The sequence below is a fragment of the Mucilaginibacter polytrichastri genome, assembly GCF_001911425.1.
GTDB lineage: Bacteria > Bacteroidota > Bacteroidia > Sphingobacteriales > Sphingobacteriaceae > Mucilaginibacter > Mucilaginibacter polytrichastri.
In genome coordinates this window covers 1,104,081-1,128,830 of record NZ_MPPL01000001.1, presented here as the reverse complement: position 1 = coordinate 1,128,830, position 24,750 = coordinate 1,104,081, and the positions used below count along the sequence as shown (strand labels likewise).

Here is a 24,750-nt window from a genome sequence, read left to right as displayed (position 1 = left end):
TATGATACAAACCCAAACTAAAACAGCGGTTAAAGAACCACGCATTACCCTGGTGGGCGCAGGCCCCGGCGATGCGGAATTAATAACGCTTAAAGGTATTAAAGCCCTTCAAACTGCCGATGTGGTTTTGTATGATGCCCTGGTGAATAATGAGTTGCTTGACTTTGCTCCTGCCCATGCGCACAAAGTATATGTAGGTAAACGCTCTGGCGATCACTCCTACTCACAGGATGCGGTTAACAAACTGATGATTGACTATGCCATTAACTACGGCCATGTGGTGCGCTTAAAAGGCGGCGACCCGTTTGTATTTGGCCGCGGGTATGAGGAGCTGGATTTTGCTGCTTCATATAGCATCCCGGCGCAGGTTATTCCGGGTATTTCGAGTTCCATTTCGGTACCGGGCTTACAAAATATACCGGTAACACATCGCGGCTTAAGCGAGAGCTTTTGGGTGGTTACTGGTACTACCTCAAACGGAGAGATTTCCGGCGATTTGTATGAAGCTGCACGCAGCAAAGCAACTGTGGTTGTCTTAATGGGTATCCATAAACTGGCCGAAATTGTAGAAATCTATAAAAAAGAAGGTAAAAATAAACTACCGGTTGCGGTGATCCAAAGCGGATCGACCAGGGAAGAAAAAGTGGCTATCGGTGTGGTAGACACCATTGTAGAAGTTGCCGAAGAGAACAAGATCAAATCGCCCGCACTAATTATATTTGGAGAAGTAGTGTCGTTACATCCTAAATTTCAACCCATCAGGGAATTTTATGACATCGTTGCCCAGGAATAATAGCTTAAGCACATTAAGCGACGAAAAAGCAGCAGGCGGCAATCAACTGTTCCCTGTTTTTTTAAAGCTGAATGACTTGCACACGGTACTTATTGGCGCCGGTAATGTTGGTTTAGAAAAACTGACAGCCCTGCTCAATAATAGTCCGCTTGCAAAGGTGACTATTATTGCCCTAAAGGTCTCTACAGAAGTATACTTGCTGGCTACAGCATACAGCACGGTTACTATTCACGAAAAACTATTTGAAGAACAAGACCTGGACGGTGCCGATATTGTAGTGGCTGCCACTAATGATAGTGTATTAAACATCCTCATTAGAGAAGCCGCACACGAGCGTAAGTTACTCATCAACGTGGCCGATAAACCATCGCTATGTGATTTTTACCTCGGCTCTATCGTACAAAAAGGAGATCTTAAAATAGCGATATCAACCAATGGTAAATCGCCTACGGTAGCCAAGAGATTAAAGGAGGTTTTAAACGAAGGCTTACCCGAGGAAATTGACACCACGCTCCAACAACTCAGTACCCTGCGCAATACCTTAAAGGGAGACTTTACCGATAAGGTAAAAAAACTGAACGAGGTAACATCAGTATTAGTTAAATCCAAACCTCATTCCAAATTTAAGAGCCTTTTCCGGTGGATTATCTGGGGCACTATTGTAGCCTCTATTGCCATTGTAGTTTCGATATTATGGTTCAGAAATCCGGAGTTTAAAAATTATGTGGAAGGCATCAACCCCATATTTTATTACTTTTTAGGCGCAGGCTTTGTGTTTGCCTTTATAGATGGTGCTATCGGCATGTCATACGGTGTTACCTCAACCACGTTCTCTTTATCTATGGGCATCCCTCCTGCTACTGCAAGTATGGGTGTGCACTTATCAGAGATCATGAGCAACGGTATTGCCGGCTGGATGCACTACCGCATGAATAATATTAACTGGAAACTATTTTGGCTACTGCTTATTCCGGGCATTATCGGTGCCATGACGGGTGCTTATTTGATCTCGTCGTTAGAGCATTATGCACAATACACCAAACCAGTAGTATCCTTATATACCCTAATTTTAGGTATTGTCATCTTCCGCAAAGCATTAGATCTGAAAGCAAAGAGATCATCAGCCAAAATTAAAAATATTCGTTTTTTAGGCTTGGGGGGTGGTTTTATAGATGCTGTTGGTGGCGGTGGCTGGGGCTCAATCGTGTTATCTTCATTGATAGCGGGTGGCCGTAATCCACGCTTTTCGTTAGGTACGGTTAAACTATCAAGATTTTTTATTGCCTTAATGAGCTCGCTTACCTTTATTGCCATGCTCAACGGCGCTCACTGGGAGGCCGTGGCTGGTTTAGTAATAGGTAGTGCGCTGGCATCACCTATTGCTGCGCGGATCTCTAATAAGATCTCGACCAAAGCCATCATGATCTCGGTTTCTGTAATTGTAATACTCATCAGTTTAAGAAGTATCATCAATTTTGTATTAAAGGTTATTTAACAATGAGCAAGGTACTCGAACATATCAAACAACATACCGAAGGCCTCGACCCGGTAGAAGCATTGGCTAATCTGGCTGAGCTTTTCCCCGGAGAGATCATATTTTCTACCAGTTTCGGTTGGGAAGACCAAGCCATAACGCACATGATCTTCAAAAACAACCTGCCCATTAAAGTATTTACTTTAGAAACAGGCCGTTTATTCCCCGAAACTTATTACGTATGGAACCGCACGCTGGAAATGTATGGCAAACAGATCCACGCCTACTATCCGCAGCATGAGGCATTGCAGCGTATGGTGGATGCCAAGGGACCCAATTCCTTTTATGAGTCGGTAGATAACCGGAAGGAATGTTGTAATATCCGAAAAATTGAACCTCTAAAACGCGCCCTAAACGGCAACAAATTATGGATTACCGGTATCAGGGCAGAGCAATCTGCCAACCGCCAATTTATGGAGCCAATTGAGTGGGACGAATCAAATCAAATTGTTAAATTTCATCCTATTTATAATTGGACGATAGACGAGGTTAAAGAATACATAAAGGCAAATAATATACCTTACAATATATTGCACGATCGTGGTTTCCCCAGCATAGGATGCGCACCATGCACCCGTGCTGTACAACCCGGCGAAGACTTTAGGGCCGGCCGCTGGTGGTGGGAAGATCAATCTAAAAAAGAATGTGGGCTGCATGTTGGCCATGATAATAATTTAATAACAAATGAGTAAGTACAACCTGGATTACCTGGACGAGCTTGAGGCAGAGGCGATCTATATTTTACGCGAGGTTGCAGGCCAGTTTGAGAAACCTGCACTTTTATTTTCAGGAGGTAAAGATTCTATAACGCTGGTACATTTAGCAATAAAAGCGTTTCGCCCCGGCAAGTTTCCTTTTCCGCTGGTGCATATCGATACCGGCCATAACTTTCAGGAAACGATTGATTATCGCGATGACATGATTAAACGTATTGGCGAAAAGCTGATCGTAGGTTATGTACAGGATGATATTGATAACGGCAACGTGTTAGAACAAAAAGGCAAAAACGCAAGCCGCAATGCCTTGCAAACCGTTACCCTGTTAAACACCATTGCCAAGCACCAGTTTGATGCCTGTATTGGTGGCGCACGCCGCGACGAAGAAAAAGCCCGTGCCAAAGAGCGGATATTTTCTGTACGTGATGAATTTGGCCAGTGGGACCCCAAACGCCAGCGCCCCGAGCTTTGGAACATATTTAACGGCAAGATTAACAAAGGCGAAAACGTACGTGTGTTCCCGATCAGTAACTGGACGGAGCTGGACGTATGGAACTACATCCGCCGCGAGAACATTCCATTGCCTACCATCTACTTTGCACACCAGCGCGATTGTATTACCCGCAACGGCCAACTGATGGCTGCATCCGAGTTTTTAAACATGGATAGCGAAGATATAATTGAAAACCGCAATGTACGCTTTCGTACCGTGGGCGATATGACCTGTACCGCCGCGGTTGAATCATACGCATTTGAAATTGACGATATTATTAACGAAATAAGTGCCTCTAAAATAAGTGAACGTGGTGCTCGGATGGACGACAAGGTATCTGAAGCTGCCATGGAAGACCGCAAGAAAGGAGGATATTTTTAATGGAAATATTAAAATTTATAACTGCCGGCAGTGTAGACGATGGCAAGAGCACGCTGATTGGTCGCCTGCTTTACGATAGTGAATCTATTCTGGCCGATCAACTGGAAGCCCTCCAAAGTTCGAACCGTAAAAACGACGACGGCACCATCGATCTGGCTATATTAACGGATGGACTAAAAGCCGAGCGCGAGCAAGGTATTACCATCGATGTGGCCTATAAATACTTCCAGACCGAGAAACGCAAATTCATCATTGCCGATGCTCCTGGCCATATCCAGTACACCCGTAACATGGTTACCGGTGCATCAAACTCAAACCTGGCTATTATTTTGATCGATGCCCGTAAAGGTGTTATTGAGCAAACTATTCGACACTCGTTTTTGGTATCGCTATTGGGATTACCTCAGGTGGTGGTAGCCGTGAACAAGATGGATATGGTTGATTTTTCTGAGGATCGTTTTAACGAAATCGTTAAAGATTATCAGCAACTGGCATCAAAAGTTGGTTTATCTAATATCACCTATATCCCGGTGAGTGCGCTTAAGGGCGATAACATAGTTAACCCATCTAAAAATACGGATTGGTACACCGGCAAAAGTCTGCTCGATCATTTAGAGACAGTAGAGATAGCCATCGATGCCAGCGTAACACATGCTTACCTGCCTGTACAATGGGTAGTTCGCCCGCAAACAGATGAATTGCATGATTATCGTGGTTATGCAGGCCGCATCCTGAGTGGATCATTAAGAGTTAATGATAAGGTTACCGTACTGCCATCCGGCTTTACATCAACAGTAGAACATATTGAGTTGCTGGATAAGCAATTTGAAGAAGCCGGAGCCGGATTATCTGTAACCGTTAGGTTGAAAGATGACATCGACATTAGCCGCGGCGATGTGTTGGTAAGCAATGCCCTAAAGCCACAAGTATCACAACTGATAGAAGCCGACCTGTGCTGGATGGATACCCGCGCACTGGATACTTCGCTAACCTACTTAATTCAGCACAATAGCAAGGTTACCCGTGCCCGCATACAAGAGGTGCTATACAAAGTGAATATCAATACGCTTGAGAAAGAATACGGTGAGGATTTTAAATTAAACGACATCGGCCGCATTATCATTAAAACAGCCGATCCGCTGGTTTTTGATCTGTACCAGAACAACAATAACAGCGGGGGTGCAATTATTATAGATAGCCGCACCAATGTAACTGTAGGAGCCCTGATGCTTCGCGCTAACGCGGATTAATAATTATAATCATATCATTCTAAAACAACAAAAGCCCCGAAAATTCGGGGTTTTTGCGTTAACTTCTCCGCAGCCGTCTCCCAAGAAGAGGATGTTAAAAAGCACCTAATTATGAGCGGAATAGATTATTTATTCGATTTTCCTTTTCATAATATAACGAGTAGTATAGCTCTCCGCTCCGCTGATGATTACGTTAGAATTTACAAGCTCCCACCCAAGTGAGGCCATATAATTCAATGCGTCAATAATTGAGTGAAAGGTTTTAACCTTACCAGCCTCATCCCTTAATTTATTAGAGCCAAAAAGGCTTGTCGGCTGGCCAAAGTCGACAGAAATATTAACAGCAGTCGAAAGCGTTTTTGGCGCTTCTGTAACCATGCAGTACTGCTCTTTAGCTTTGCCGGTAAGTGAATCTGTTTGTGCCATTACCCACATTGGTAACAACAGCATAATCAGCATTAATAGTTTTTTCATTTGTGATAATTGATGTATTGCAAACTATAAATTTTCTTTAAAAAATAAAAGCTGTTTGGCAATCGCCAAACAGCTTTTATTACTTGCGCGCATTTGCAACGCATGCTTAAAAATCGGGCATTTACAATGCCTCTTAGTTACTTACTCAGCAAACCATCCAATGTAACAGATACATAATACAAGCCGCCAATGGTTGGGCCACCTGCATATTGTATGTAGCGCTTGTTAAATATATCTGTAGCTCCAAATTTAAAGGTGGCGTAATAAGCAGGTACACGCAGGGTAGCCTGTGCATCAAATGTACCGATAGCGGGCACCCTGCCGGTAACCAGCGGGCTTTCCCATAAATAAGCTTCCTGCCATTTGTAAACTACGTTAAAACCTACATTCTTAAATAACTCACGGTTACCAAATGAAACATTTGTAGACCACTCGGGCGTGTTAAAGCCGGTTAAAAATACATCACCTTTTTCTGACGTTAACAGTTTATTAAAGCTCCCATTTGCAGATACGGTGTACCGTTTATAGAAATTATAGCTGATACCTGCTGATGAACCCACGTTGTTATAGCTCTTTTTTGCATTCGTATATACGCGGTATCTGCTTTGCCCCTGGCTGGCAGCATTTGTGGTGGTAGCGGTTGTAGGGTCGCGGTTAATATCCAGCATGGATAATACGGCGGCGTCAGACCCAACATTAGCGCCGTTGGGTACGTAAACCTGTTCCTGGCCTAAAAAGCCGTTGTAAACATTGCTGTAAGCATCAATATCTAAGAATACTTTATTATCAAAGAAGATGCCTTTATACCCTACTTCAAAAGAGGTAATTTGTTCAGGGCGCGCTGCAGGTAAATCTGCCACCTGCAGTAAGCTTCTGTTAGCTAAAGCGGTAGCATCCGTACCACTGGCAGCCCCTGGCGCAGCTTTAACAGCAGCGTTAAATGCTGCCACAGAAGCTTGGGTATAACTATTACCCAAATAACCTAAGCCATCATTAATAAAAGGTAGGCTACCCACACGGCGCACACGGCCATTGTTTACAAAAGACAGCGCCTCAAATAAAGATGGGAACCGATACCCGTTTTGGAACGTAAACCTGAAGTTATGATTCTCATTAACCGAGTAAACTGCTGCCAAACGAGGCGTAAATTTAGGCTTGAAATCAGGGTTATAATCCCACCGTAACGAACCAAATAATTTCAGTTTATTATCAAAAAAGGTTTTGGTTACCTGGGTAAACGCGCCGTACTTTCTGTAATATACATTATCGCCATAGCTACCGTCTGGCAATTGTACGCTTCTTTCAGATATTGGGCGGCTAAAATCAACAAAGTTATTACCGTCTGGTATCAGTTCATAAATTCGCACATCGCCACCCACCAGCAGGTCAACAAACTTTACCTTGTCTGTTAAATCCCATTGGGCCTCGGCATTATACATATGGCTTTTTTGAATCAGCGCAGCACCACCAGTAGCCGGGGCATTAGGGATCAGGCTCGATTTAATATCCCAGTTATTAATTCCGATAATGGTATTTTTAAGCTGATCAAAGGCCGCCGTTCCGGGCTCTACCCTGCCGGCATCAGCAGCCGCACGTGCGGCATTGTTAGCCGCAGCAAAGTTGGCAGATGTTAAACCGCCGTTGGCGTTGCCATACGCAGTAAGCGCATTTTTATAAGTAGTACCCCATACCGAATTACTGGCATGGTTCAAATCCAGGTTGTCTGCCAGTGGTTTTACGTTGTAAGATTTTCCTGTATTTTCTATCGATTCGTAAGCACGGATTAGAAAGGTTTTAGCTTTCAGCTCAACCTTATGATTTTGCACCGATGCACCATTTAGTGCTATCTTATTTCCCCGTTGAAAAACACCATCCAGGTTACCGTAGCGATAGGTGTACGACAGTAATGTAGTTGGCGTTAATTTATAAGCCAGTGTTGCATCGGCTTTTAAGTTATGCACCTGTGGGTTCACCAGGTCAACTTCATTGTAACCTGTACGGGCCACGGTTAAGTTTGGCCTGGCAACACCATTTACTGTAATACCTTTAATAGATACCGTATTACTACCGGCAAGGGCATCATCTCCATATTTGTTCCAGCCATCGTAGGCTGCATTATTTTTACCCGTTAGCTCGGGGTAAGCAGGGTTAGCCGTTGCCAGATTGCCGGGGTTTTGATCTTTACGGGTATCAGACTGCCAGTCTTTACCCTGCATATAACTAAAGTTAACTTTAAAGGCAAACTTATCATTAAAGGCTTTAGCGTATCTAAAGGCATCCTCGGTCATTAAACTTGCACCAAGCGGGTCGTTACCAACGTGATTTAAACCGGTGCGATGGTATATGCTAAGTCCCTGATATTTAAACGGATCTTTAGTGAACAGGTTCGATAAGCCGTTAATGGCATTGGTACCATACAAAGCAGCAGCAGCGCCAGGCGTAATTTCAATACTGGCAATATCCAGCTCGGTTGGGCCAATGGCATTACCCAGCGGTACACCCAATGTTGCCGACTGCATATCCACGCCATCTGCCAGTTGCATAAACCTAAAATTGTTGGGGCTGTTAAAACCACGGGTATTAGGCACTTTAAGGGTGATACTGGTGGTGGTCATCTGTACACCTTTCACATTCTCCAGCGCATCATAAAAACCAGGGCCGGGCGATTGTTTCAGCGCGTTGATGGTCAGCTTTTCTATAGCCACAGGCGATTTTAAAAGTTTTTCCTCCCTGCGCGATGCCGTTACAACCACCTCATTAGCTAATATATTTTGGGTGGTTAACTGTACATTCAGTTGGTTATTGGTATTCTTAATTTCAAATTCCTGAGGTTGGAAACCTACATAAGTAAATACAAGGGTATAAGGAAATTTAATATTGGTGGTAAGGCTAAACTTACCATCCTTATTGCTGGTGGTAGCATTTGGTGTGCCTTTTATGCGGATGGTTACGCCGGAAAGCGGCTGGCGCTGGTCATCGTTAACTTTGCCGCTAAGCACATAAGTGCCATTAAGCTGGGCAGCAGCTATGCCGGGCAGCAAAACCATAAGTAGCCCAAGGAAACGTAAATACGTAGAAATTTTCATGCAGTAAGATTAAAAAGTGGATTAAGAGATTTTAGTTAGTGTAATAATTGCAAACAAAGGGGCTCAGTTAGCAACAACAGCAACTATGGGTGTGCATGGCGCACTTAAGTAAGATGAAATAATTTCCAGTAGAATACATTATCTATAGAATTAGTATACAAAAATATCAAATAATACGAGTTATCAAATATTATTGTAGAAAAAATAATTTAATTGTGTTTAAAGGGCATAAAACTAAACGCATATTGGTAATATTGCCCTATTACAACCCCTATCCATGGCTTTTAATTACCAACGTATAGTTATAAAAATAGGTTCGAACGTTTTAACACAAAAAGACGGGTTGCCCGATGTTAACCGCATTAGCAACCTGGTTAAACAAATTGCAGCAATCCATGCATCGGGTAAAGAGGTTATCCTGGTGTCTTCGGGCGCGGTAGCATCCGGCCGGAGTTTAATTACCCTGCCCGAAAAGGTGGATAATATTGCAGCCCGCCAGTTGCTGGCCTCTGTAGGCCAGGTTAAACTCATCAATACCTATGCGCAACTGTTGGAGCAATACCAGATCTTATGCTCGCAGGTACTGGTAACCAAAGAAGATTTTCGCGACCGTACGCACTATCTCAACATGAAAAACTGTTTGGATATTTTATTACAGCACAAAGTATTACCCATTGTAAATGAAAACGACGTGGTTTCGGTTACCGAACTGATGTTTACCGACAATGATGAACTTGCCGGCTTAATAGCATCCATGCTGAACGCACAAGCACTGATTATTTTGAGTAACGTGGATGGTATTTACGATGGAGACCCTAAACTGGAAAGCTCATCCCTGCTGGAAGAAATCAGCAATTCGGCTATGGATTTCTCGTCTTTCATCAGTTCCAGCAAATCGCAATTTGGGCGTGGCGGCATGATCACGAAATCAACCATGTCGCAAAAAGTGGCACAATTAGGTATAGCCGTACATATTGCCAATGGTACTAAAGATGATATATTGACCGATCTGCTTAATAATAATACTAAGCATACGCGCTTTGTACCCAATAAATCGGCCTCGGGTAAAAAGAAATGGATAGCACACTCGGGCAACTACGCAATCGGTGTAGTACAGGTAAACGAGGGCGCTAAAACTGCACTAACATCCAGCCGTGCTACCAGCCTGCTGCCTGTAGGGATTATGAGCATAATTGAAGATTTTAAAAAGGGCGACATTATTAAGCTGATTGATGAACACCATAAAGTAATTGGCCAGGGCATAGCCGAGTATGGTGCCGATAAAGCCCGCGAACGCATAGGCAAGAAAAATGAAAAGCCGCTGGTGCATTATGATTATCTATATTTACAATCCTGATTAATACCATGAGTTATTCCGCATATTTTGAGAACGCAGTTATAGCAGGCCGTAACATAGCAGGCCTTGCTCCTACTGTGATTAACCAGGTATTATTGGATGTGGCCGAGAGTGCCGTTGAGCAAACTGACTTACTGCTTGCCGAAAATCAAAAAGACCTGGACCGGATGAATAAAACCGATCCAAAATACGATCGCCTAAAATTAACTACCGAACGGATTGCCGGTATTGCTACAGAAATACGCAATGTAGCGGGATTAGAGAGCCCTTTGGGCGAAGTGCTTTCTGCCGACACACTTCCCAATGGTTTAAAGCTCTCTAAAGTCCGGGTTCCGCTGGGTGTGGTTGGTGTAATTTATGAGGCGAGGCCTAATGTTACTTTCGATGTGTTTTCACTTTGCTTTAAAACCGGTAATGTAAGTGTGCTGAAAGGTGGTAGTGATGCAGATTTCTCTAATCAAGCTATCATCTCTGTTATCCATAATGTACTTAAAAAACACAATATCGATATCAATGCTGCTACCCTACTACCGGCAGAACGCGAGGCTACTGAAGCCCTGTTAAATGCAGTTGGCTCTGTAGATGTATTGATCCCGCGCGGTAGCCAGGGTTTGATCAATTTTGTACGCCAGCATAGTAAAATACCGGTTATCGAAACCGGGGCAGGCATAGTACATACCTATTTTGATGAAGATGGCGATCTTGAAAAAGGCAGTGCCATTATTTTCAATGCTAAAACCCGCAGGGTTAGTGTTTGTAATGCGCTTGATTGTTTAATTATCAATAGTAACAGGCTACCCGATCTGCCAAAACTAATACAACAACTGGGCGGGGCATCTGTAGAAGTTTTTGCCGATGAAGCCTCTTACCAGGCGTTATCAGGCCAATACCCTGCTCAATTATTGCAGCAGGCTACCGAAGAACATTTCGGCACAGAATTTTTGTCGATGAAAATGGCCATTAAAACGGTTGATGATTTTGATGCAGCCCTTCATCATATTGCGCAGCACAGCTCTAAACATAGCGAAGCTATCATTTCACAAAATCCACAGCATATGGAAGACTTTTTGAATAAGGTAGATGCCGCAGCTGTTTACGTAAATGCATCAACGGCTTTTACAGACGGTGCGCAGTTTGGCCTCGGTGCCGAGATAGGCATCAGTACCCAAAAGCTTCACGCCCGTGGCCCAATGGGCTTAAAGGAATTAACCAGCTACAAATGGCTGGTAAAGGGTGATGGGCAAGTCCGCACATAATATTTACTAACAAAGGGGGCACAATAACTTGTACCCCCTTTTCCTCAAATTTTCACTATAGAGACGCAATATATTGTGTCTTTTATATTAGAAAGCGTAAACAGCAGCAATTAAGAATTGAGATGCTGATTGCGTTGGCGTAACGTGATCGCTTTGCAAAAATACTTTGTCTTTATTATGATCTAACCTTACTTCTGGTATAACAGTTAACGGGCCAGATTTAAAGTTTAGCGTTGCAGTAAGACCGGTTACAGATTTACCTGGTGCAGGGCCAACTGTTGCATAATCGCCTGCTTTAGTTTTAAAGTACTCACCACGCAAACCCAATGTTACTGCCGGCGATACCGCTAACTGAGGATAAAGCGCTACACCGCTGAAACCACCTGTTGTGCCGCTTGGTGCAGAAAAGGTTGCACCGTTAAGGCCTAATTTAAAGGCTGTAGAAATTTGGTAGTTGGTGGTGACGTCAAATTCGGTACCAGACTCGTGGCCACTAATAAAATTAAGATAAGCAGTCCAGTTTTTTACAGGCACAACCATTAGCTGCGCACCAAATGTATTTACACTTTTATTAGATTGATACAGGTTCCATTTATCATTAAATATCCCCGCCATTAAACTTACCCTGTCAGAAAAAGCATAAGTTGCTTTTAAACCTGCATTTTGGAACGGACCGTTAGTGAACAGGTATGAAGTTGAATAGTTGAAGTTACCTGCCGGAGAAATTACCTCATAACCAATAAAGGTTGCCATATAACCACCGGTTAAGTTCAATTTATCCGTCAGATCGTAAGACAGGTATAAGTTCTGGATATGGAAACTGTTATTAGTTTCATCATAGGTACCTGCAGCAGTAGGGATTGATTGTGACTGGCCACGCGGGCCAAACGACAATTCGCCCAGGAAGGAGGCCTTGCCCACTTTTTTCTTTACGCCAACATCTATCATACCCAACGAAACCGAATTTTGTTCGTTAGCAAAACTTGTAGGGATATTAGAGCCGGCAGCAGTTTTTAAACCAGAGAAATCGTATTTATAATAGGCATCAACAGAGCCAAAAACAGTAAGTGGTGTAGAAGCAGGTGCTGCAGGCGGCGGTGGAGGCGCACCGGCCTTGGTGGTATCCTGAGCCTTGGATAAAAGTGTTGCAGAAGTTAGAAGTGATAAAAATAGTAGTGATTTTTTCATGTTAAATTGTTTAAGGATGTTTTTTAGATTGACCGTATGATGATTGTTAGTTAGACTCTTTGTTTGAAAATTTTTAGGCACAAGCGTAGCTGCAAACCCAGGTTTAGGGTTTGAAAAAACGAATAGCTTTATTAAATAAAAAACTGAAAAGCCGGTTTTAATCAGGTTCGATTGTGAGAGAGTCTTTTGCGCGAACCGGCCAGTATTGCTGCTTCAATATTTTGAAGCATTATTATAAGTTTTATAAAAAAGGCGTATGAATTAAAATCATACGCCTTTTTAAATATTTACGCTGTAAGCGGGTTTTTAACAGACCCACCTTCAAACAGCCCCTGGATGTCGATTTCATCTTCATCTTCGCTGTAAGCAGCAGCACCATGTTCAAATATATCCAAACCAGCTTTCTCACCATGATCTTCAACACGGAGTTTCCAAGGGTTCGGCATTTTATTGATGATCCACATCATTGCAAAAGCTACCACAAACGTGGCTACCGTTATTGTAAAGCTGCCGATAAACTGTGCTTTTAAAACATCTAAACCACCACCGTAAAATAAACCTTTTACCGGGGCAGAGTTATCGGCACCGGTTGGGCCGGTTGCTCCATACTCGCCAGAGGCAAAGAAACCTAATGATATAGTTCCCCAGATACCGCATAAGCCGTGTACAGGTACTGCACCAACCGGATCGTCAATACGGAAGTATTCTAATAAATTGGTACCAACAAATATTACCACACCGGCAATAGCACCTAATAATATGGCACCAAGTGGACTAACCCAATAACAAGGGCAAGTAATGGCTACAAGGCCACCCAGCAAACCGTTAACTGTAAAACCAACATCAAATTTGCCTTTTGTTGGGCCAAACCATAAAGCAAAATACATGGCAACCATACCACCTGCGCAGGCTGCTAAAGTAGTATTAGCTGCAATACGGCCAATACCCTGCATATCCATAGCAGATAATGTGCTGCCCGGATTAAAACCATACCAGCCAAACCAAAGTATAAATGCACCCACTGCAGCAACTGTTAAGTTATGAGCTGGCGGTAAGCCTCCTTTTAATTTATCATCTCTTCTAAACACACGGCCTATGCGTGGGCCTAATACAATAGCGCCTGCCAGTGAAGCAATACCGCCTATTGTATGCACTACAGTTGAGCCTGCAAAGTCGCGGAAACCCTGACCGAGTGATTCAAGGAAATTACCTTTTGACCCCATTAAAGCTAAGAAACCATCTGGCCCCCATGCCCAGTGGCCAATAATTGGGTAAATAAACCCGGTGATACCGATACTGTATAATATATCGCCACGGAAACTGGTACGGCCAATCATGGCACCAGATACAATGGTTGAACAGGTATCAGCAAATGCATATTGGAATATCCAGTGCGCCAGGATAGGAATACCTGTTGCCAGATAAGTAGCCGGGGCGCCCGAAAGGAAGAACCAATGATAACCAATAAAGGCATTACCAGTACTAAACATAAAGGCATAACCTATAGCCCAGAACAGTATACCGCAAAGGCATGTATCAAAAATACATTCCATTAATACGTTAACTGTTTCTTTTTTGCGGGCAAAGCCTGCCTCGAGCATCACAAATCCGGCTTGCATACCAAATACAAGGAAAGCAGCAACCAGTGTCCAGATGGTGTTAACTGTGTTAATAAAAGTTGTTTCGTGAGCAGTGTACGTGTCTGCAGCATGGGCCGGAGTAGCAATCATACCGGGGATAATCATCATTGCGGCAATTACCACAAATGTACCGATGATTTTACCAAAGAAAATTGCAAGGCCAATGCGCCAGTTCCGTTTGCCTAACTGAAGCACCGTACTGAATTGATTTTTGAGTCTCGACAGGGGATTCATAGTTTAATTTGTTTTAATTGTTTAAGAGTGTTTAGAAAATCAGTAATTATTTAGTGAAAATTTGAGTACATCGCAGGTTTATTGTAAATAATCCAATCAAATGGGCTCATATTTGATTGTTTTTATGAAATTAGAAATAAAAAACATTAAAATCATATATTTTTTACCCTATAATAGTATTTTTATTAAATCATCAAAAACAAAACCTTTATATGTTACGTAATTATTAAATTTTCAATAATATTATTGTTTTAAAACAATTTTAATTCGCCGTGACAGCTCTTGACCATATATAAATTTGCATTTCAAATTAAAATGGAATAAAGTTCTGTGAAATATTCTACTAAAAAGGTCGAAAATCAAGTCTTTATCAGCAAAGGATAAAATAATTAAGACTTTTTGGTGTTTTATATTGCATATATAGCCCCGGCAAGTAACACTATTACCTATATATAAGGAGTGCAATACATGTTTAAAAAGCGTTTAATAAAGAGAATAAATATTATTTTGAAATATTTCTATTTTACAACCCTCAATTATGCTAAAAATTACAATTTGTTCAATTTTACCATAGGTATTATTCGCTTTTTAAAAAAATCAAATATGGAATACATTTTTAGTAGATATTTTTATAAAATTTCACACAAACTGCATAAATTCACACGATTTAATCAAAATATATTAATCGCTTAACCCTAATTTTATAAATTTTAAAAAACATGGCAGCTAAACTTGAGTACATTTGGCTTGATGGTTACAAACCGACACAAAGTTTAAGAAGTAAAACTAAAATCGAAGCAGATTTCAGCGGCAAGCTGGAAGATTGTCCAAATTGGAGCTTTGATGGTTCTTCAACAGAACAAGCACCGGGCGGTTCGTCTGATTGTATCCTGAAACCTGTGTTTATTTGTCCAGACCCTCAGCGCAAAGAAGGTTATCTGGTAATGTGCGAAGTTTTAGATTCTCACGGTAACCCGCACGAATCTAACGGACGTGCGCTTATCGAGGATGACGACAACGATTTCTGGTTTGGTTTTGAGCAAGAATATTTCTTGTGGAACCCGGACACCAACAAACCGCTTGGCTTCCCAGACGGTGGATACCCTGGCCCGCAAGGCCCTTACTACTGTTCAGTAGGCGCCAACAATGCTTTCGGACGTAAAATTGTTGAAGAGCACTTAGACGTATGTTTAGATGCTGGTTTAAACGTTGAAGGTATCAATGCTGAAGTTGCTGCCGGACAATGGGAATTCCAGATTTTTGCTAAAGGTGCTAAAGAAGCTGGTGACCAGATCTGGGTTGCACGTTACTTATTAGAGCGTATTGGCGAAGAGTACAACGTATCTATCAACTGGCATTGCAAACCGCTTGGTCAATTAGACTGGAACGGTTCTGGCATGCACGCCAACTTCTCTAACACAACTTTGCGTACCACTGGTAGCGAAGATGTTTACAAAAAAATTCTGGAAGCGTTCCGCCCGGTAGTTAAAGAACATATCGATGTTTACGGTGCTCACAATGAGGAACGTTTAACCGGTAAACACGAAACTGCATCTATCCATGACTATAGCTACGGTGTATCAGATCGTGGTGCTTCTATCCGCATCCCACTTTACACTGTACAAAAAGGCTGGAAAGGCTATTTAGAAGATCGTCGCCCTAACTCTGCTGCCGATCCATACAAAGTTGCTGCACGTATTATCAAAACTGTTAAATCAGCAGGCGTATAATTTAATACCGCCATTAAATACTCAAACGGCCTGTGGTAATAAATACCACAGGCCGTTTTTTTTGAATCAGGAATCGAGATCAAGAATCAGGACAAGCTCCAGTCAACACCTCTTTTTATACTGTTTTTTATCTCGATTATTCATTCCCGATTCTTGATTCTCTTCTCTACGCTTCTTCCTTAAAAAACACCTTATAGTAGTTCATGGCTTTGCCATCATCGAAACCTTTTTCAATCAGGTCTTTATTACCGTGGATGTAGATATGGAAGTTTTTATCCAGCTTTAATACGCTTTTGTAAACCTTTGCCTGCTTTTTAACAGCCGCGTCATTAATATCGAAACTATCCGGTATGGCAGTTTCAAATTCGTTTTCGTAATCTTTTTTGTAGTTTAAAAAAGTGGCTATCCCTTGCTCGTTACCAATCACCTCTTCGCCAAACTCTTTCATATCAAAGCTATCCTTCTCTTTAAAGTACTTCATAGATCGGTTTAGCAGGTCAATTTTATCGGCTTTGCTCATTTCAAACTCATCGTCGAGTTTTTCTGTTACAAAGTTTTTGTATACGCCCATTACATTGGCTGTCTGGTTGTAATTATCGTTGCGCACGCGCAGTTTTAAAAACTCATCTTTCCAGTACACGGCCTGTTCGCTGCCATTGGTTTTGTCGATTACTGCTACCTTGTAACCTTCTTCCTTATTGGTATTAAAAATAAGGCAGCCTTTATCCAGTTTGTTAATGTTAATGGCCTGTTCCTCGTAACTTACGCCGAAGCCATCGTTTTCGGGATATACCTTTAAATAGGTTTCTTTGGTTTCCGATTTAAAAATCCCGATAGCATCATGCTGCTCACCCTCAATCTGTACGTTGCTGAAATAGGCGATGTATAACTCCCCCGCTTTAATTTTAGGGTGATTGCTTACCTCGTACAAGTGCTTGGCTAGCTGACGGCTATTTTCCTGAAAAGTTTCCTGATCATCAAATATGGCAGTAACAAAATGGTAAACCTCGTTCAAATTCAAGTCGTCATTACCATGAAAAAAACGGTAAACTTCGGGCACCTTTTCATAAGGAGCCAGGAAATATTGCAACAGTAATTTGCTCAGCAATTCGTCGTGCAATTCAACAGGTTTTTCGGAGAGCACAAAACGCTCGTCCTGCGCTTTGTTTCCAATATGATGGATGGCCAACCGGCCCAGTGAAGCTTCTTGATAAAATATCATAATCGGCAGCGAAGTTAGGGTTAAGTAGCGGCAGTGGCAAGGGAAAGAAGAAGGTTAAGCATATGTAACATCGTCGCTATTTCAACTTTTATTTTGCCCCTTTCGCGCAATATCAAGCAATCTCTCTTAAATTTATTGCCAACCAAATAAACCGTAATGAAAACAGTAATTTTATTTTTAGCGTGCCTATTTACACAGCTTAGTGTATGGGCACAAGCTAAAGTTGAGCAGATACCCCGTATAATAGAAAAAAATGGCCGGCACGCACTGCTGATAGATGGCAAACCTTTCCTGATATTGGGCGGGCAGGCTCATAACTCCAGTGCCTGGCCCGGCATGATGCCCAGTGTATGGGCCGGCATTAAACAATTGCATGCCAATACTCTCGAAGTACCCCTTTACTGGGAACAGATTGAGCCGCAACAAGGCAAGTTCAATTTTTCGATAGTTGATACCCTGCTTGCACAGGCTCGGGCAAGGCAAGTACGGCTTGTATTTCTGTGGTTTGCCACCTGGAAAAACGGTAGCAACCACTATATGCCCCAATGGATGAAAGCCGACGCAGCCAAATATCCCAACATACACAACCGAAAGGGCAACCCTATCGATTCGCCTTCGCCACATGCAGAGGCTACGCTTAATGCAGATATAAAGGCTTTTACCGCAGTAATGAGTTACCTTAAAAAAGCAGACCCGCAGCATACCGTAATTATGGTACAGGTTGAAAACGAGCCCGGATCATGGGATAGTATACGGGATTATGCCCCCGATGCACAAAAATTATTTGAAGGCCAGGTACCTGCCGAATTGTTAAAACCAGCCATCCTTACCGCCTTAAATGTACCGGTGATTACATCCGGCACCTGGCAAAAAGTATTTGGCGGCAGGGCCGATGAGTATTTTCAGGCATGGTCAATCAGCCGGTTTATTGGCAAGGTTGCTGCTGCAGGCAAGGCGGTGTACCCACTACCATTGTATGTTAACGCTGCCCTGCGCGATCCGTTGAGCAACCCAAGCGCGCCGAGTTACGAAAGCGGTGGCCCTACCGATAACGTAATACAGATATGGAAAGCTGCCGCACCGGCTATAGATATACTGGCACCAGATATTTACCTTTCGGGAAGTGAAAGGGCGCTAAAGGTATTGGAGCTTTATGACAGACCAGATAACGCGCTTTTTGTACCCGAGGCCGGGTTTATTAAAGATAATGCCAAGTACCTGTATAATGTTATTGCCCGCGGTGGCATCGGCTTTTCGCCATTTGGGATAGATTACAATGCCGAAGACCCGGCAACCGATGAAGCAAAAGAACGCTACTTACCCTATGCACATGCATACGCCGCCATTGCACCAATGATGCGCGAACTGGCGCAATGGGGCTTTGAAGGCAAAGTACAGACTGTTGTAGAACACGAAGACCAAGCCGAACAAACCATTGATCTGGGGCAGTGGAAAGCTACCGTAACTTTTGGCAGCGGCAGAGGCGGTACCCAAAAAAACGTGGTAGCAAATGGCAAAGCCATGATTGTCAAGTTAAGCCCCAACAAATTTGTATTGATGGGCACACACAGCCATATTGCCTTTACTCCTGCCGGAAACCAGGCGGGCAAAGCATGGCAATATTTAAAGGTAGAAGAAGGCAAATATCAGAATGGCGTGTTTAAACCCATCAGGATACTTAACGGCGACGAAACAGACTGGGGCGGGCCAAGCTTTGGCGAAACACCATCAGTAGTACAATGCGAGTTGATTATTAGGTAATGCGCTGTAACATCTTTGGCTTCCCTGTATAAAACAAAATGGGTATAGGTATGGTTATTGTAAAATAAAAAAAACAAATAATTATGAAAAAGCTACTCACACTGGCAGCCATGTTGTTTATGGGTTTAAGCACTACTTTGGTAAGCGCACAATCTAAAACGGCTAAGAAAACTACAACAACTACCCAAACTGTAAAAACCAAAAAAGATGGTTCGCCCGATTTGCGTTATAAAACCAACACCAGTACATCAACAAAAAAAGTGGTAGGCCCAGTTAAAAAAGACGGCACCGCAGATATGCGCTACAAAGCCAATAAAACAACCACAACCGTTAGCAAAACCACCAAGAAAAAACCGTAACAAAATCTTACTGAAAATACTAAGCCCGGCATTACCGGGCTTTTTCAATTTATACGGGCTAAATACCTTGGTGAAACTTATCTATTTGTGCCCCTACAGCATCAATATAAGTCTGCGGAACACTATGCGTTACCGGCCCGCCCGAAAAGATCCAGCCATCGGTAGTTTTTTTAAGATTAAAGTAAATGTCATCGGCCGTGTTTTTATTTACAAAAAGGTATTCGTCCTTATCCATAGTAACGGGCCCGGCCAGGGTTGCACCGTCAAGGCTTTCAAAATAGGCGTTAAATAAATGAGTAGGCATAGATATTAGTTTGTAAAGTAGTATACACAAAGTAAGGAATTAATTATTAAAAGGTTTGCTGCAATTTTTAATACGTTACCTTATCCAAAGTTTTACTTATTTAAAATTACTACCTCCGGAAGCGCTTTAAAAATCTTGTTTCCTGACTCTTGTTTCTTGATTCTCTTATACGGTGTTATCTTAGCAGCCATGGGAGAAAAACTCGATCTGCAATTTACACCGCAAAGCTTCGGGCAATTGTTATTGCAGCACATTCCGGTTGAGGACTTTTTAACCGAAGTATTTAAAGGCGATGAAGGTAAAAATTACCAAAAAATGTGCAGCGCACTTAAAGCCTACCACCATCAAAACGGCGGCGCGCCCGAAGTAGTGGCGTTTGAGACAGACGGGCTAAAGTTTGACCTTGCCACGCTTTCGGGCAGCTTCGTTTGCAAATTTAAGGTGTCGTTTTTCTTCGGTTGCGATGATTTGTACATCGACAAACTCGACAGCATTAGCTGGCAGTTTAAAATTGATAAAGCCGCACACCTTATTCACTTTACCGGGGAAGAACCCTGGAGCATCGACGGCAATTAAGTGCTTATATGTTTACTTATTAAGGCAACATCAATTATCGCCAAATGATGCTAAGCCTGCAAAAATTAGTTCGAGACCTATCAATATAAAAGTTAGCGACAGAAGGTATAATTTGGTGTTGGTATAAAAGGCGCTCTTTTTTGAAATACGTGCCCTGCGCAAAATATATTCAAACAGCCAGATGCCAAAAACAAGCGAGAATATACCACAAAGGATGTCGACATATAAATTATAGTTCATTTTTATTTGATGCTTTTTTAACACCGCTATACCAAAACTATTGTTATTAAGTACTAATGGCGCACAAAAAACCAAAGAAGGCTAAATAAACCATTAATTTATAGTATTAGGATATTGGCTTTAACTATTGCTAAAAACAACTGATATAAAGCATCTTATAAAAATTAAAATAAATTTCATTGCACTTCAAAACAGTATTCCCGTAAGTATTAAACAGATTATTAAGGCAAATGTTTATAATACTATTCTGCACCTGCAATATTGATACCATGCGGGCATCACAAGCACATGGCTTTTTATCTTATTACCCCTCTTGGCGTGTAAACAATAATGCAGGCACCTATTAGTGCAACCGCTGCGCCAATAATATCATACTTATCGGGCTTAAAGCCATCCACTTTCCAAGCCCAAAGCAGGGCCAGTACAATAAATACGCCTCCGTATGCTGCATATACCCGGCCAAAACTTGCCGTTTGCAAGGTTGCTACAACACCGTACAAGGCAAGTATAAGGCCGCCGGCAATGCCATACCAAATAGGCTTTCCTTCCTTAAGCCAGAGCCATATTAAATAGCCGCCGCCAATTTCGCACAGGCCGGCCAACACAAAAAACAGCAGGGATTTTAACCAGGTCATATAACTGTAAATGATGGTCTAATATACCAATATTCAACTGTAAAGTCATCTTAGGGGTTTTAGCCGGTATATTATTATGGCACATTCGTCGATACATATGCCCTATTAATCGAGGCTTCAGCAAGCCTTCATACTGTAATTACAAATTTAGCGTCAATGCTACCAATTGCACATACCAGGTTAACAACAACACTTGGGTGATGCAATGATGATTACACTTAACACACTGGATGAAAAAACTCTCCTTACCCCTGTTACTATTTCTAACTATTGCCTGTACACAACAAGCGCAGGCCCAGGCACAGCAAGCGCAAAAAACACTGAAAAAGACAATGGTAGACCACTTTTTCTCTTGCCCGCTGGATGAAATGCTCGACACCTTGTCGTATCAGTACAAATTACGCTTTATTTTTGAGCGCGAACCGATACATGGTATGGACATTGTTGAGCACTTTTTTAACGAGTCGTTACTTGATGTGCTCAAAGTAGTTTGCCAGAAAAACGACCTGCATTACTGGCTCGAAAATGACGGCACCATCTACATACTGCAGCAACCCGATGATTTAGAACGGCTGCAACAGTTAAACAAGATGAATCAGAGCCTCTCAAAGGTAAAGCCCAAAACGCTCGACCCGCCGAAAGGACCTCCCACCCACTTTATGTTCTCTATTTCGGGGCGGATCATTGACCAAAACACGGGCGAAGCATTGCCCGGTGCTATTGTTAAAGTTCGCAATACCGAACTTAATACAGCAGCTAATACCAGTGGTAATTTTACCCTGCTTAATGTGCCTGCCGATACCTGCGTTTTAGAGGTTTCATACATGGGCTATCAACCCGATAAATTCAGGCTTGATGATGCCAAGATTAAGGGCCAAATGGTGTTACCCCTCTTCCCATCCATGAACTCACTGAATGAGGTAGTAATTACCGATAAAAAGCATGGCGTAATTAACACCGACAGTAAAAAGGTGAGCGTGCTGCAACTTACCCCTGCTGCACTAGATAAGTTGCCCAACATTGGTGAGCGCGATATCCTGCGTTCCTTCCAGCTAATGCCGGGTGTGAGCGGTAGCAATGAGTCGTCGTCTGGTGCCTATGTACGTGGTGGCACGCCCGATCAAAATCTCGTAACCTTTGACGGTTTTACTGTTTACCAGGTAGATCACCTTTATGGCTTTTACAGTGCCTTTAACCCCAACGCAGTGCGCGATGTAGAGATGTACAAAGGTGGTTACTCGGCCAAATATGGCGGCAGGCTTTCGGCAGTTACTGAGATACGCGGTAAGGATGGCAACAAAAACGAGACAAACTTTGGCGGCGATATCAGCTTACTAAGCCTTAACCTATATGCCGAAACCCCGCTTAATAAAAACTCATCAGCCTTAATCTCTTTCAGGCGGTCTTACCAGGGGCCTTTGTATGATAAAATTTTCGGGCAGTTTAATAAAAGCACTACTACCGGTGGTGGCGGGCCGGGTGGCCGTGGGTTTATGAACCAAACCACACCTTCGTCTTACTTTTACGATTTAAATGCCAAGTATACTTACACCCCATCAGACAAAAACTCCTTCAGCTGGACTTACTACTCGGGTACAGATCATTTGGATAACAGCCGCGATTTAAACTTCCCATCCTTTGTGGCCAGCTACAGCAGCGATTTAAAGATGAATGATTACACCAAATCTGGCAATGTGGGTACCAGTGGTAAATGGGTAAGCACCTGGGGTAAAAAACTGTTCTCCAACACCGTGCTTAGCTACTCGCAATTTAACAGCGACCATAACCAGGGCACAACCGGTACCGTAACCGATAGTGGTACCACCACCAACGTAAACAACGGCGTATTAGAGCATAACAGATTGCGCGACCTCAGTTTAAAATCTGACTGGGAATGGCAAGCCGGATCGAAGTATAAATTACTTTTCGGTGGCTATGGTTCTTATTTAAATATTGATTATCAGTACACTCAGAACGACACCATTTCGCTTATAAACCAACATACTACAGGTGCTGTTGCAGGCAGTTATGCCGAGTTGGAATTTGACCCTACCAGCAACCTGCACATACAACCGGGCTTACGCGAAACCTATTATTCGCCAACGGGTAAACTGTATACCGAACCCAGGTTTAATGCAACCTACCACCTTACCGACCGCTTTAACCTAAAGGTTGCCGGTGGCCGCTTTTACCAGTTTACTAACCAGGTAACCCGCGAAGACATCTTAAACGGCAACCGTAATTTCTGGACTTTGGCCGATGGCAAAACCATGCCTGTAAGCAGTGCCAACCATTATATAGCCGGTTTTAATTACGAAACCAAAGACTTTTTAATTGATGTAGAAGGCTATTATAAACAGTTAAACGGCCTAACCCAATACTCGATAAGGCAACAGGGCGGAGGTGCATTTAGCACTGTAGGTACCGCAACATCTATTACCGAAAATTATTACGTAGGTAACGGCTGGGCAAAAGGTATAGAAATATTGTTACAGAAAAAGGTAGGTGTTTATACCGGCTGGATAGCCTATACACTGGCGCAGGCCAAAAGTAAATTTTCTGCCTATGGCACCGATTATTTCCCATCTGACCAGGACGTACGGAACGAATTTAAATCGATCAATATGTATCACCTGCAGCGCTGGAGCTTTGCCGCCACCTGGATTTACAGTACCGGGCACCCATACACCGCACCGCTTGGCAGCTACACCATTACCACGGTTGACGGTAACAAGCAAACTTATTTAACCATAAGCGATAAAAACGGCGAACGTATGCCTGCCTACCACCGCCTCGATCTTTCGGCTACCTACGATCTGTTGAAGATCAACGGCAGCAAAGTGGGCAGCATTGGCTTTAGCTTATTTAACGCTTATAACCACATAAATACCTGGTATAAACAGTATTCAATACAAAATAATCAGGTAGTAACCTCAAATGTAAATTACCTGGGCATGACCCCTAACATTACCCTAAGCTTAAGATGGAAATAAAAATACACCACTTGTTTTATACGCTGATGCTTTTAGGCGTAATCGCTTTTTCATCCTGCCAAAAAAGTTCGGTCGATCTTGCTGTTACCAATAAGCCGGTGGTAGTTGGCTACCTTATTGCCGGCCAGCCTATCAGCATCAAAGTATATCAGCAAAAAGAATTGTCGGACACTGCAACTTACGGCGCTGCTATCAAAGGCCTTGCCGTTACCCTATCAGACGGTACACAAAATGTGTCTCTTACAGAAAGTGCTGCCGGCACCTATACTTACAGCAACAACAGCTTTTTAGTTGCAGGTAAAACGTATACGTTAAAGTTTACCTACCTAAATTCAACTGTATCTGCCCAATCGCTGATGCCTGCCAAGCCGCAAAACTATACGGCTACCCACACCACTATTAATTTGCCAACCAGCACCACGTCCCTGTTTAGTACAGATTCTGTGGCTACAACTTTCAGGTGGAGTAATACGGATTCACTGTATCACGTTATTGCATTTAAGAATGATGATACCGCACCGTTCCAGA

General features: G+C 42.7%; 21 protein-coding genes. 13 read left to right on the top strand and 8 right to left on the bottom strand.

The features are described from left to right. Position 1 precedes the first annotated feature (1 nt). From cobA to RG47T_RS05045, 5 genes are read left to right on the top strand one after another with little or no spacing between them, the layout of a single operon-like run. On the top strand, positions 2-793 hold the full coding sequence (gene cobA / locus RG47T_RS05065; RefSeq protein ID WP_074488418.1) for a uroporphyrinogen-III C-methyltransferase: 792 nt from the start codon (positions 2-4) through the stop codon (positions 791-793). Further along, the gene (locus RG47T_RS05060; RefSeq protein WP_074488417.1) at positions 771-2,288 is read left to right on the top strand and encodes a TSUP family transporter; all 1,518 of its coding nucleotides are present in this window, start codon (positions 771-773) and stop codon (positions 2,286-2,288) included. Before cobA ends, RG47T_RS05060 begins: the two co-directional genes overlap by 23 nt. Before the next feature lie 2 nt (positions 2,289-2,290). Next, on the top strand, positions 2,291-3,019 hold the full coding sequence (locus RG47T_RS05055) for a phosphoadenylyl-sulfate reductase (protein WP_074488416.1): 729 nt from the start codon (positions 2,291-2,293) through the stop codon (positions 3,017-3,019). Beyond that, positions 3,012-3,917: a sulfate adenylyltransferase subunit CysD gene (gene cysD, locus RG47T_RS05050; protein ID WP_171972476.1), complete on the top strand. Its 906-nt coding sequence runs from the start codon at positions 3,012-3,014 to the stop codon at positions 3,915-3,917. The genes RG47T_RS05055 and cysD overlap by 8 nt, the downstream gene beginning before the upstream one ends. Continuing rightward, positions 3,917-5,167, top strand: coding sequence for a sulfate adenylyltransferase subunit 1 (locus RG47T_RS05045; RefSeq protein WP_074488415.1), 1,251 nt, complete (start codon positions 3,917-3,919; stop codon positions 5,165-5,167). Before cysD ends, RG47T_RS05045 begins: the two co-directional genes overlap by 1 nt. 129 nt (positions 5,168-5,296) lie before the next feature. On the opposite strand, the gene RG47T_RS05040 is transcribed toward RG47T_RS05045, so the two are convergent. Both RG47T_RS05040 and RG47T_RS05035 read right to left on the bottom strand, forming a co-directional pair. Beyond that, positions 5,297-5,641, bottom strand: a complete 345-nt coding sequence (locus RG47T_RS05040) for a hypothetical protein (protein WP_074488414.1) — start codon at positions 5,639-5,641, stop codon at positions 5,297-5,299. A gap of 137 nt (positions 5,642-5,778) precedes the next feature. Beyond that, positions 5,779-8,727 carry a TonB-dependent receptor gene (locus RG47T_RS05035; RefSeq protein WP_074488413.1) on the bottom strand — a complete coding sequence of 983 codons (2,949 nt, stop codon included), beginning with the start codon at positions 8,725-8,727 and terminating at the stop codon, positions 5,779-5,781. Between the two features lie 277 nt (positions 8,728-9,004). On the opposite strand from RG47T_RS05035, the gene proB reads away from it, so the two are divergent. Both proB and RG47T_RS05025 read left to right on the top strand, forming a co-directional pair. Beyond that, the gene (gene proB / locus RG47T_RS05030) at positions 9,005-10,084 is read left to right on the top strand and encodes a glutamate 5-kinase (protein WP_074488412.1); all 1,080 of its coding nucleotides are present in this window, start codon (positions 9,005-9,007) and stop codon (positions 10,082-10,084) included. A gap of 8 nt (positions 10,085-10,092) precedes the next feature. Next, positions 10,093-11,340 carry a glutamate-5-semialdehyde dehydrogenase gene (locus RG47T_RS05025; protein ID WP_074488411.1) on the top strand — a complete coding sequence of 416 codons (1,248 nt, stop codon included), beginning with the start codon at positions 10,093-10,095 and terminating at the stop codon, positions 11,338-11,340. 87 nt (positions 11,341-11,427) lie between these two features. On the opposite strand, the gene RG47T_RS05020 is transcribed toward RG47T_RS05025, so the two are convergent. Together RG47T_RS05020 and RG47T_RS05015 are read right to left on the bottom strand one after the other, a co-directional pair. Next, positions 11,428-12,528 (bottom strand): outer membrane beta-barrel protein, encoded by a 1,101-nt coding sequence (locus RG47T_RS05020; RefSeq protein ID WP_074488410.1) that lies wholly within the window; start codon positions 12,526-12,528, stop codon positions 11,428-11,430. A gap of 287 nt (positions 12,529-12,815) precedes the next feature. Further along, positions 12,816-14,402 carry an ammonium transporter gene (locus tag RG47T_RS05015; RefSeq protein WP_083627299.1) on the bottom strand — a complete coding sequence of 529 codons (1,587 nt, stop codon included), beginning with the start codon at positions 14,400-14,402 and terminating at the stop codon, positions 12,816-12,818. A gap of 719 nt (positions 14,403-15,121) precedes the next feature. Between RG47T_RS05015 and RG47T_RS05005 the strand changes: the two genes are divergently transcribed. Further along, on the top strand, positions 15,122-16,132 hold the full coding sequence (locus RG47T_RS05005; RefSeq protein WP_074488408.1) for a glutamine synthetase beta-grasp domain-containing protein: 1,011 nt from the start codon (positions 15,122-15,124) through the stop codon (positions 16,130-16,132). 166 nt (positions 16,133-16,298) lie between these two features. Here the strand turns inward: RG47T_RS05005 and RG47T_RS05000 are convergent, their stop codons facing one another. Further along, on the bottom strand, positions 16,299-17,354 hold the full coding sequence (locus RG47T_RS05000) for a nucleoid-associated protein (RefSeq protein WP_074488407.1): 1,056 nt from the start codon (positions 17,352-17,354) through the stop codon (positions 16,299-16,301). A 156-nt stretch (positions 17,355-17,510) separates the two neighbouring features. On the opposite strand from RG47T_RS05000, the gene RG47T_RS04995 reads away from it, so the two are divergent. Together RG47T_RS04995 and RG47T_RS04990 are read left to right on the top strand one after the other, a co-directional pair. Then, positions 17,511-19,115 carry a GH35 family beta-galactosidase gene (locus RG47T_RS04995; protein WP_074488406.1) on the top strand — a complete coding sequence of 535 codons (1,605 nt, stop codon included), beginning with the start codon at positions 17,511-17,513 and terminating at the stop codon, positions 19,113-19,115. Between the two features lie 83 nt (positions 19,116-19,198). After that, positions 19,199-19,474: a hypothetical protein gene (locus RG47T_RS04990; RefSeq protein ID WP_074488405.1), complete on the top strand. Its 276-nt coding sequence runs from the start codon at positions 19,199-19,201 to the stop codon at positions 19,472-19,474. 58 nt (positions 19,475-19,532) lie between these two features. Here RG47T_RS04990 and RG47T_RS04985 read toward each other — a convergent pair whose 3' ends face one another. After that, positions 19,533-19,778: a hypothetical protein gene (locus RG47T_RS04985; protein ID WP_074488404.1), complete on the bottom strand. Its 246-nt coding sequence runs from the start codon at positions 19,776-19,778 to the stop codon at positions 19,533-19,535. Between the two features lie 189 nt (positions 19,779-19,967). Here RG47T_RS04985 and RG47T_RS04980 point away from each other — a divergent pair, with 189 nt between their 5' ends. Further along, on the top strand, positions 19,968-20,354 hold the full coding sequence (locus RG47T_RS04980) for a hypothetical protein (RefSeq protein WP_074488403.1): 387 nt from the start codon (positions 19,968-19,970) through the stop codon (positions 20,352-20,354). A 30-nt stretch (positions 20,355-20,384) separates the two neighbouring features. Here the strand turns inward: RG47T_RS04980 and RG47T_RS04975 are convergent, their stop codons facing one another. Next, positions 20,385-20,594, bottom strand: coding sequence for a hypothetical protein (locus RG47T_RS04975; protein ID WP_074488402.1), 210 nt, complete (start codon positions 20,592-20,594; stop codon positions 20,385-20,387). Positions 20,595-20,890: 296 nt separating this feature from the next. After that, complete coding sequence (locus tag RG47T_RS04970; protein WP_074488401.1) at positions 20,891-21,229, bottom strand: YnfA family protein; 339 nt, start codon at positions 21,227-21,229, stop codon at positions 20,891-20,893. A 230-nt stretch (positions 21,230-21,459) separates the two neighbouring features. On the opposite strand from RG47T_RS04970, the gene RG47T_RS04965 reads away from it, so the two are divergent. Together RG47T_RS04965 and RG47T_RS04960 are read left to right on the top strand one after the other, a co-directional pair. Next, positions 21,460-24,222, top strand: a complete 2,763-nt coding sequence (locus tag RG47T_RS04965; RefSeq protein WP_074488400.1) for a TonB-dependent receptor — start codon at positions 21,460-21,462, stop codon at positions 24,220-24,222. Continuing rightward, a partial coding sequence (locus tag RG47T_RS04960; RefSeq protein ID WP_216351003.1) for a DUF4249 domain-containing protein occupies positions 24,213-24,750 on the top strand: 538 nt, incomplete at its 3' end. The genes RG47T_RS04965 and RG47T_RS04960, both read left to right, overlap by 10 nt.

Excerpts from the sequence above, each read along its gene's own strand:
- cobA (WP_074488418.1), top strand. The coding sequence starts at position 2 with ATGATACAAACCCAAACTAAAACAGCGGTTAAAGAACCACGCATTACC.
- RG47T_RS05060 (WP_074488417.1), top strand. The coding sequence starts at position 771 with ATGACATCGTTGCCCAGGAATAATAGCTTAAGCACATTAAGCGACGAA.
- RG47T_RS05055 (WP_074488416.1), top strand. The coding sequence starts at position 2,291 with ATGAGCAAGGTACTCGAACATATCAAACAACATACCGAAGGCCTCGAC.
- cysD (WP_171972476.1), top strand. The coding sequence starts at position 3,012 with ATGAGTAAGTACAACCTGGATTACCTGGACGAGCTTGAGGCAGAGGCG.
- RG47T_RS05045 (WP_074488415.1), top strand. The coding sequence starts at position 3,917 with ATGGAAATATTAAAATTTATAACTGCCGGCAGTGTAGACGATGGCAAG.
- RG47T_RS05040 (WP_074488414.1), bottom strand. The coding sequence starts at position 5,641 with ATGAAAAAACTATTAATGCTGATTATGCTGTTGTTACCAATGTGGGTA.
- RG47T_RS05035 (WP_074488413.1), bottom strand. The coding sequence starts at position 8,727 with ATGAAAATTTCTACGTATTTACGTTTCCTTGGGCTACTTATGGTTTTG.
- proB (WP_074488412.1), top strand. The coding sequence starts at position 9,005 with ATGGCTTTTAATTACCAACGTATAGTTATAAAAATAGGTTCGAACGTT.
- RG47T_RS05025 (WP_074488411.1), top strand. The coding sequence starts at position 10,093 with ATGAGTTATTCCGCATATTTTGAGAACGCAGTTATAGCAGGCCGTAAC.
- RG47T_RS05020 (WP_074488410.1), bottom strand. The coding sequence starts at position 12,528 with ATGAAAAAATCACTACTATTTTTATCACTTCTAACTTCTGCAACACTT.
- RG47T_RS05015 (WP_083627299.1), bottom strand. The coding sequence starts at position 14,402 with ATGAATCCCCTGTCGAGACTCAAAAATCAATTCAGTACGGTGCTTCAG.
- RG47T_RS05005 (WP_074488408.1), top strand. The coding sequence starts at position 15,122 with ATGGCAGCTAAACTTGAGTACATTTGGCTTGATGGTTACAAACCGACA.
- RG47T_RS05000 (WP_074488407.1), bottom strand. The coding sequence starts at position 17,354 with ATGATATTTTATCAAGAAGCTTCACTGGGCCGGTTGGCCATCCATCAT.
- RG47T_RS04995 (WP_074488406.1), top strand. The coding sequence starts at position 17,511 with ATGAAAACAGTAATTTTATTTTTAGCGTGCCTATTTACACAGCTTAGT.
- RG47T_RS04990 (WP_074488405.1), top strand. The coding sequence starts at position 19,199 with ATGAAAAAGCTACTCACACTGGCAGCCATGTTGTTTATGGGTTTAAGC.
- RG47T_RS04985 (WP_074488404.1), bottom strand. The coding sequence starts at position 19,778 with ATGCCTACTCATTTATTTAACGCCTATTTTGAAAGCCTTGACGGTGCA.
- RG47T_RS04980 (WP_074488403.1), top strand. The coding sequence starts at position 19,968 with ATGGGAGAAAAACTCGATCTGCAATTTACACCGCAAAGCTTCGGGCAA.
- RG47T_RS04975 (WP_074488402.1), bottom strand. The coding sequence starts at position 20,594 with ATGAACTATAATTTATATGTCGACATCCTTTGTGGTATATTCTCGCTT.
- RG47T_RS04970 (WP_074488401.1), bottom strand. The coding sequence starts at position 21,229 with ATGACCTGGTTAAAATCCCTGCTGTTTTTTGTGTTGGCCGGCCTGTGC.
- RG47T_RS04965 (WP_074488400.1), top strand. The coding sequence starts at position 21,460 with ATGAAAAAACTCTCCTTACCCCTGTTACTATTTCTAACTATTGCCTGT.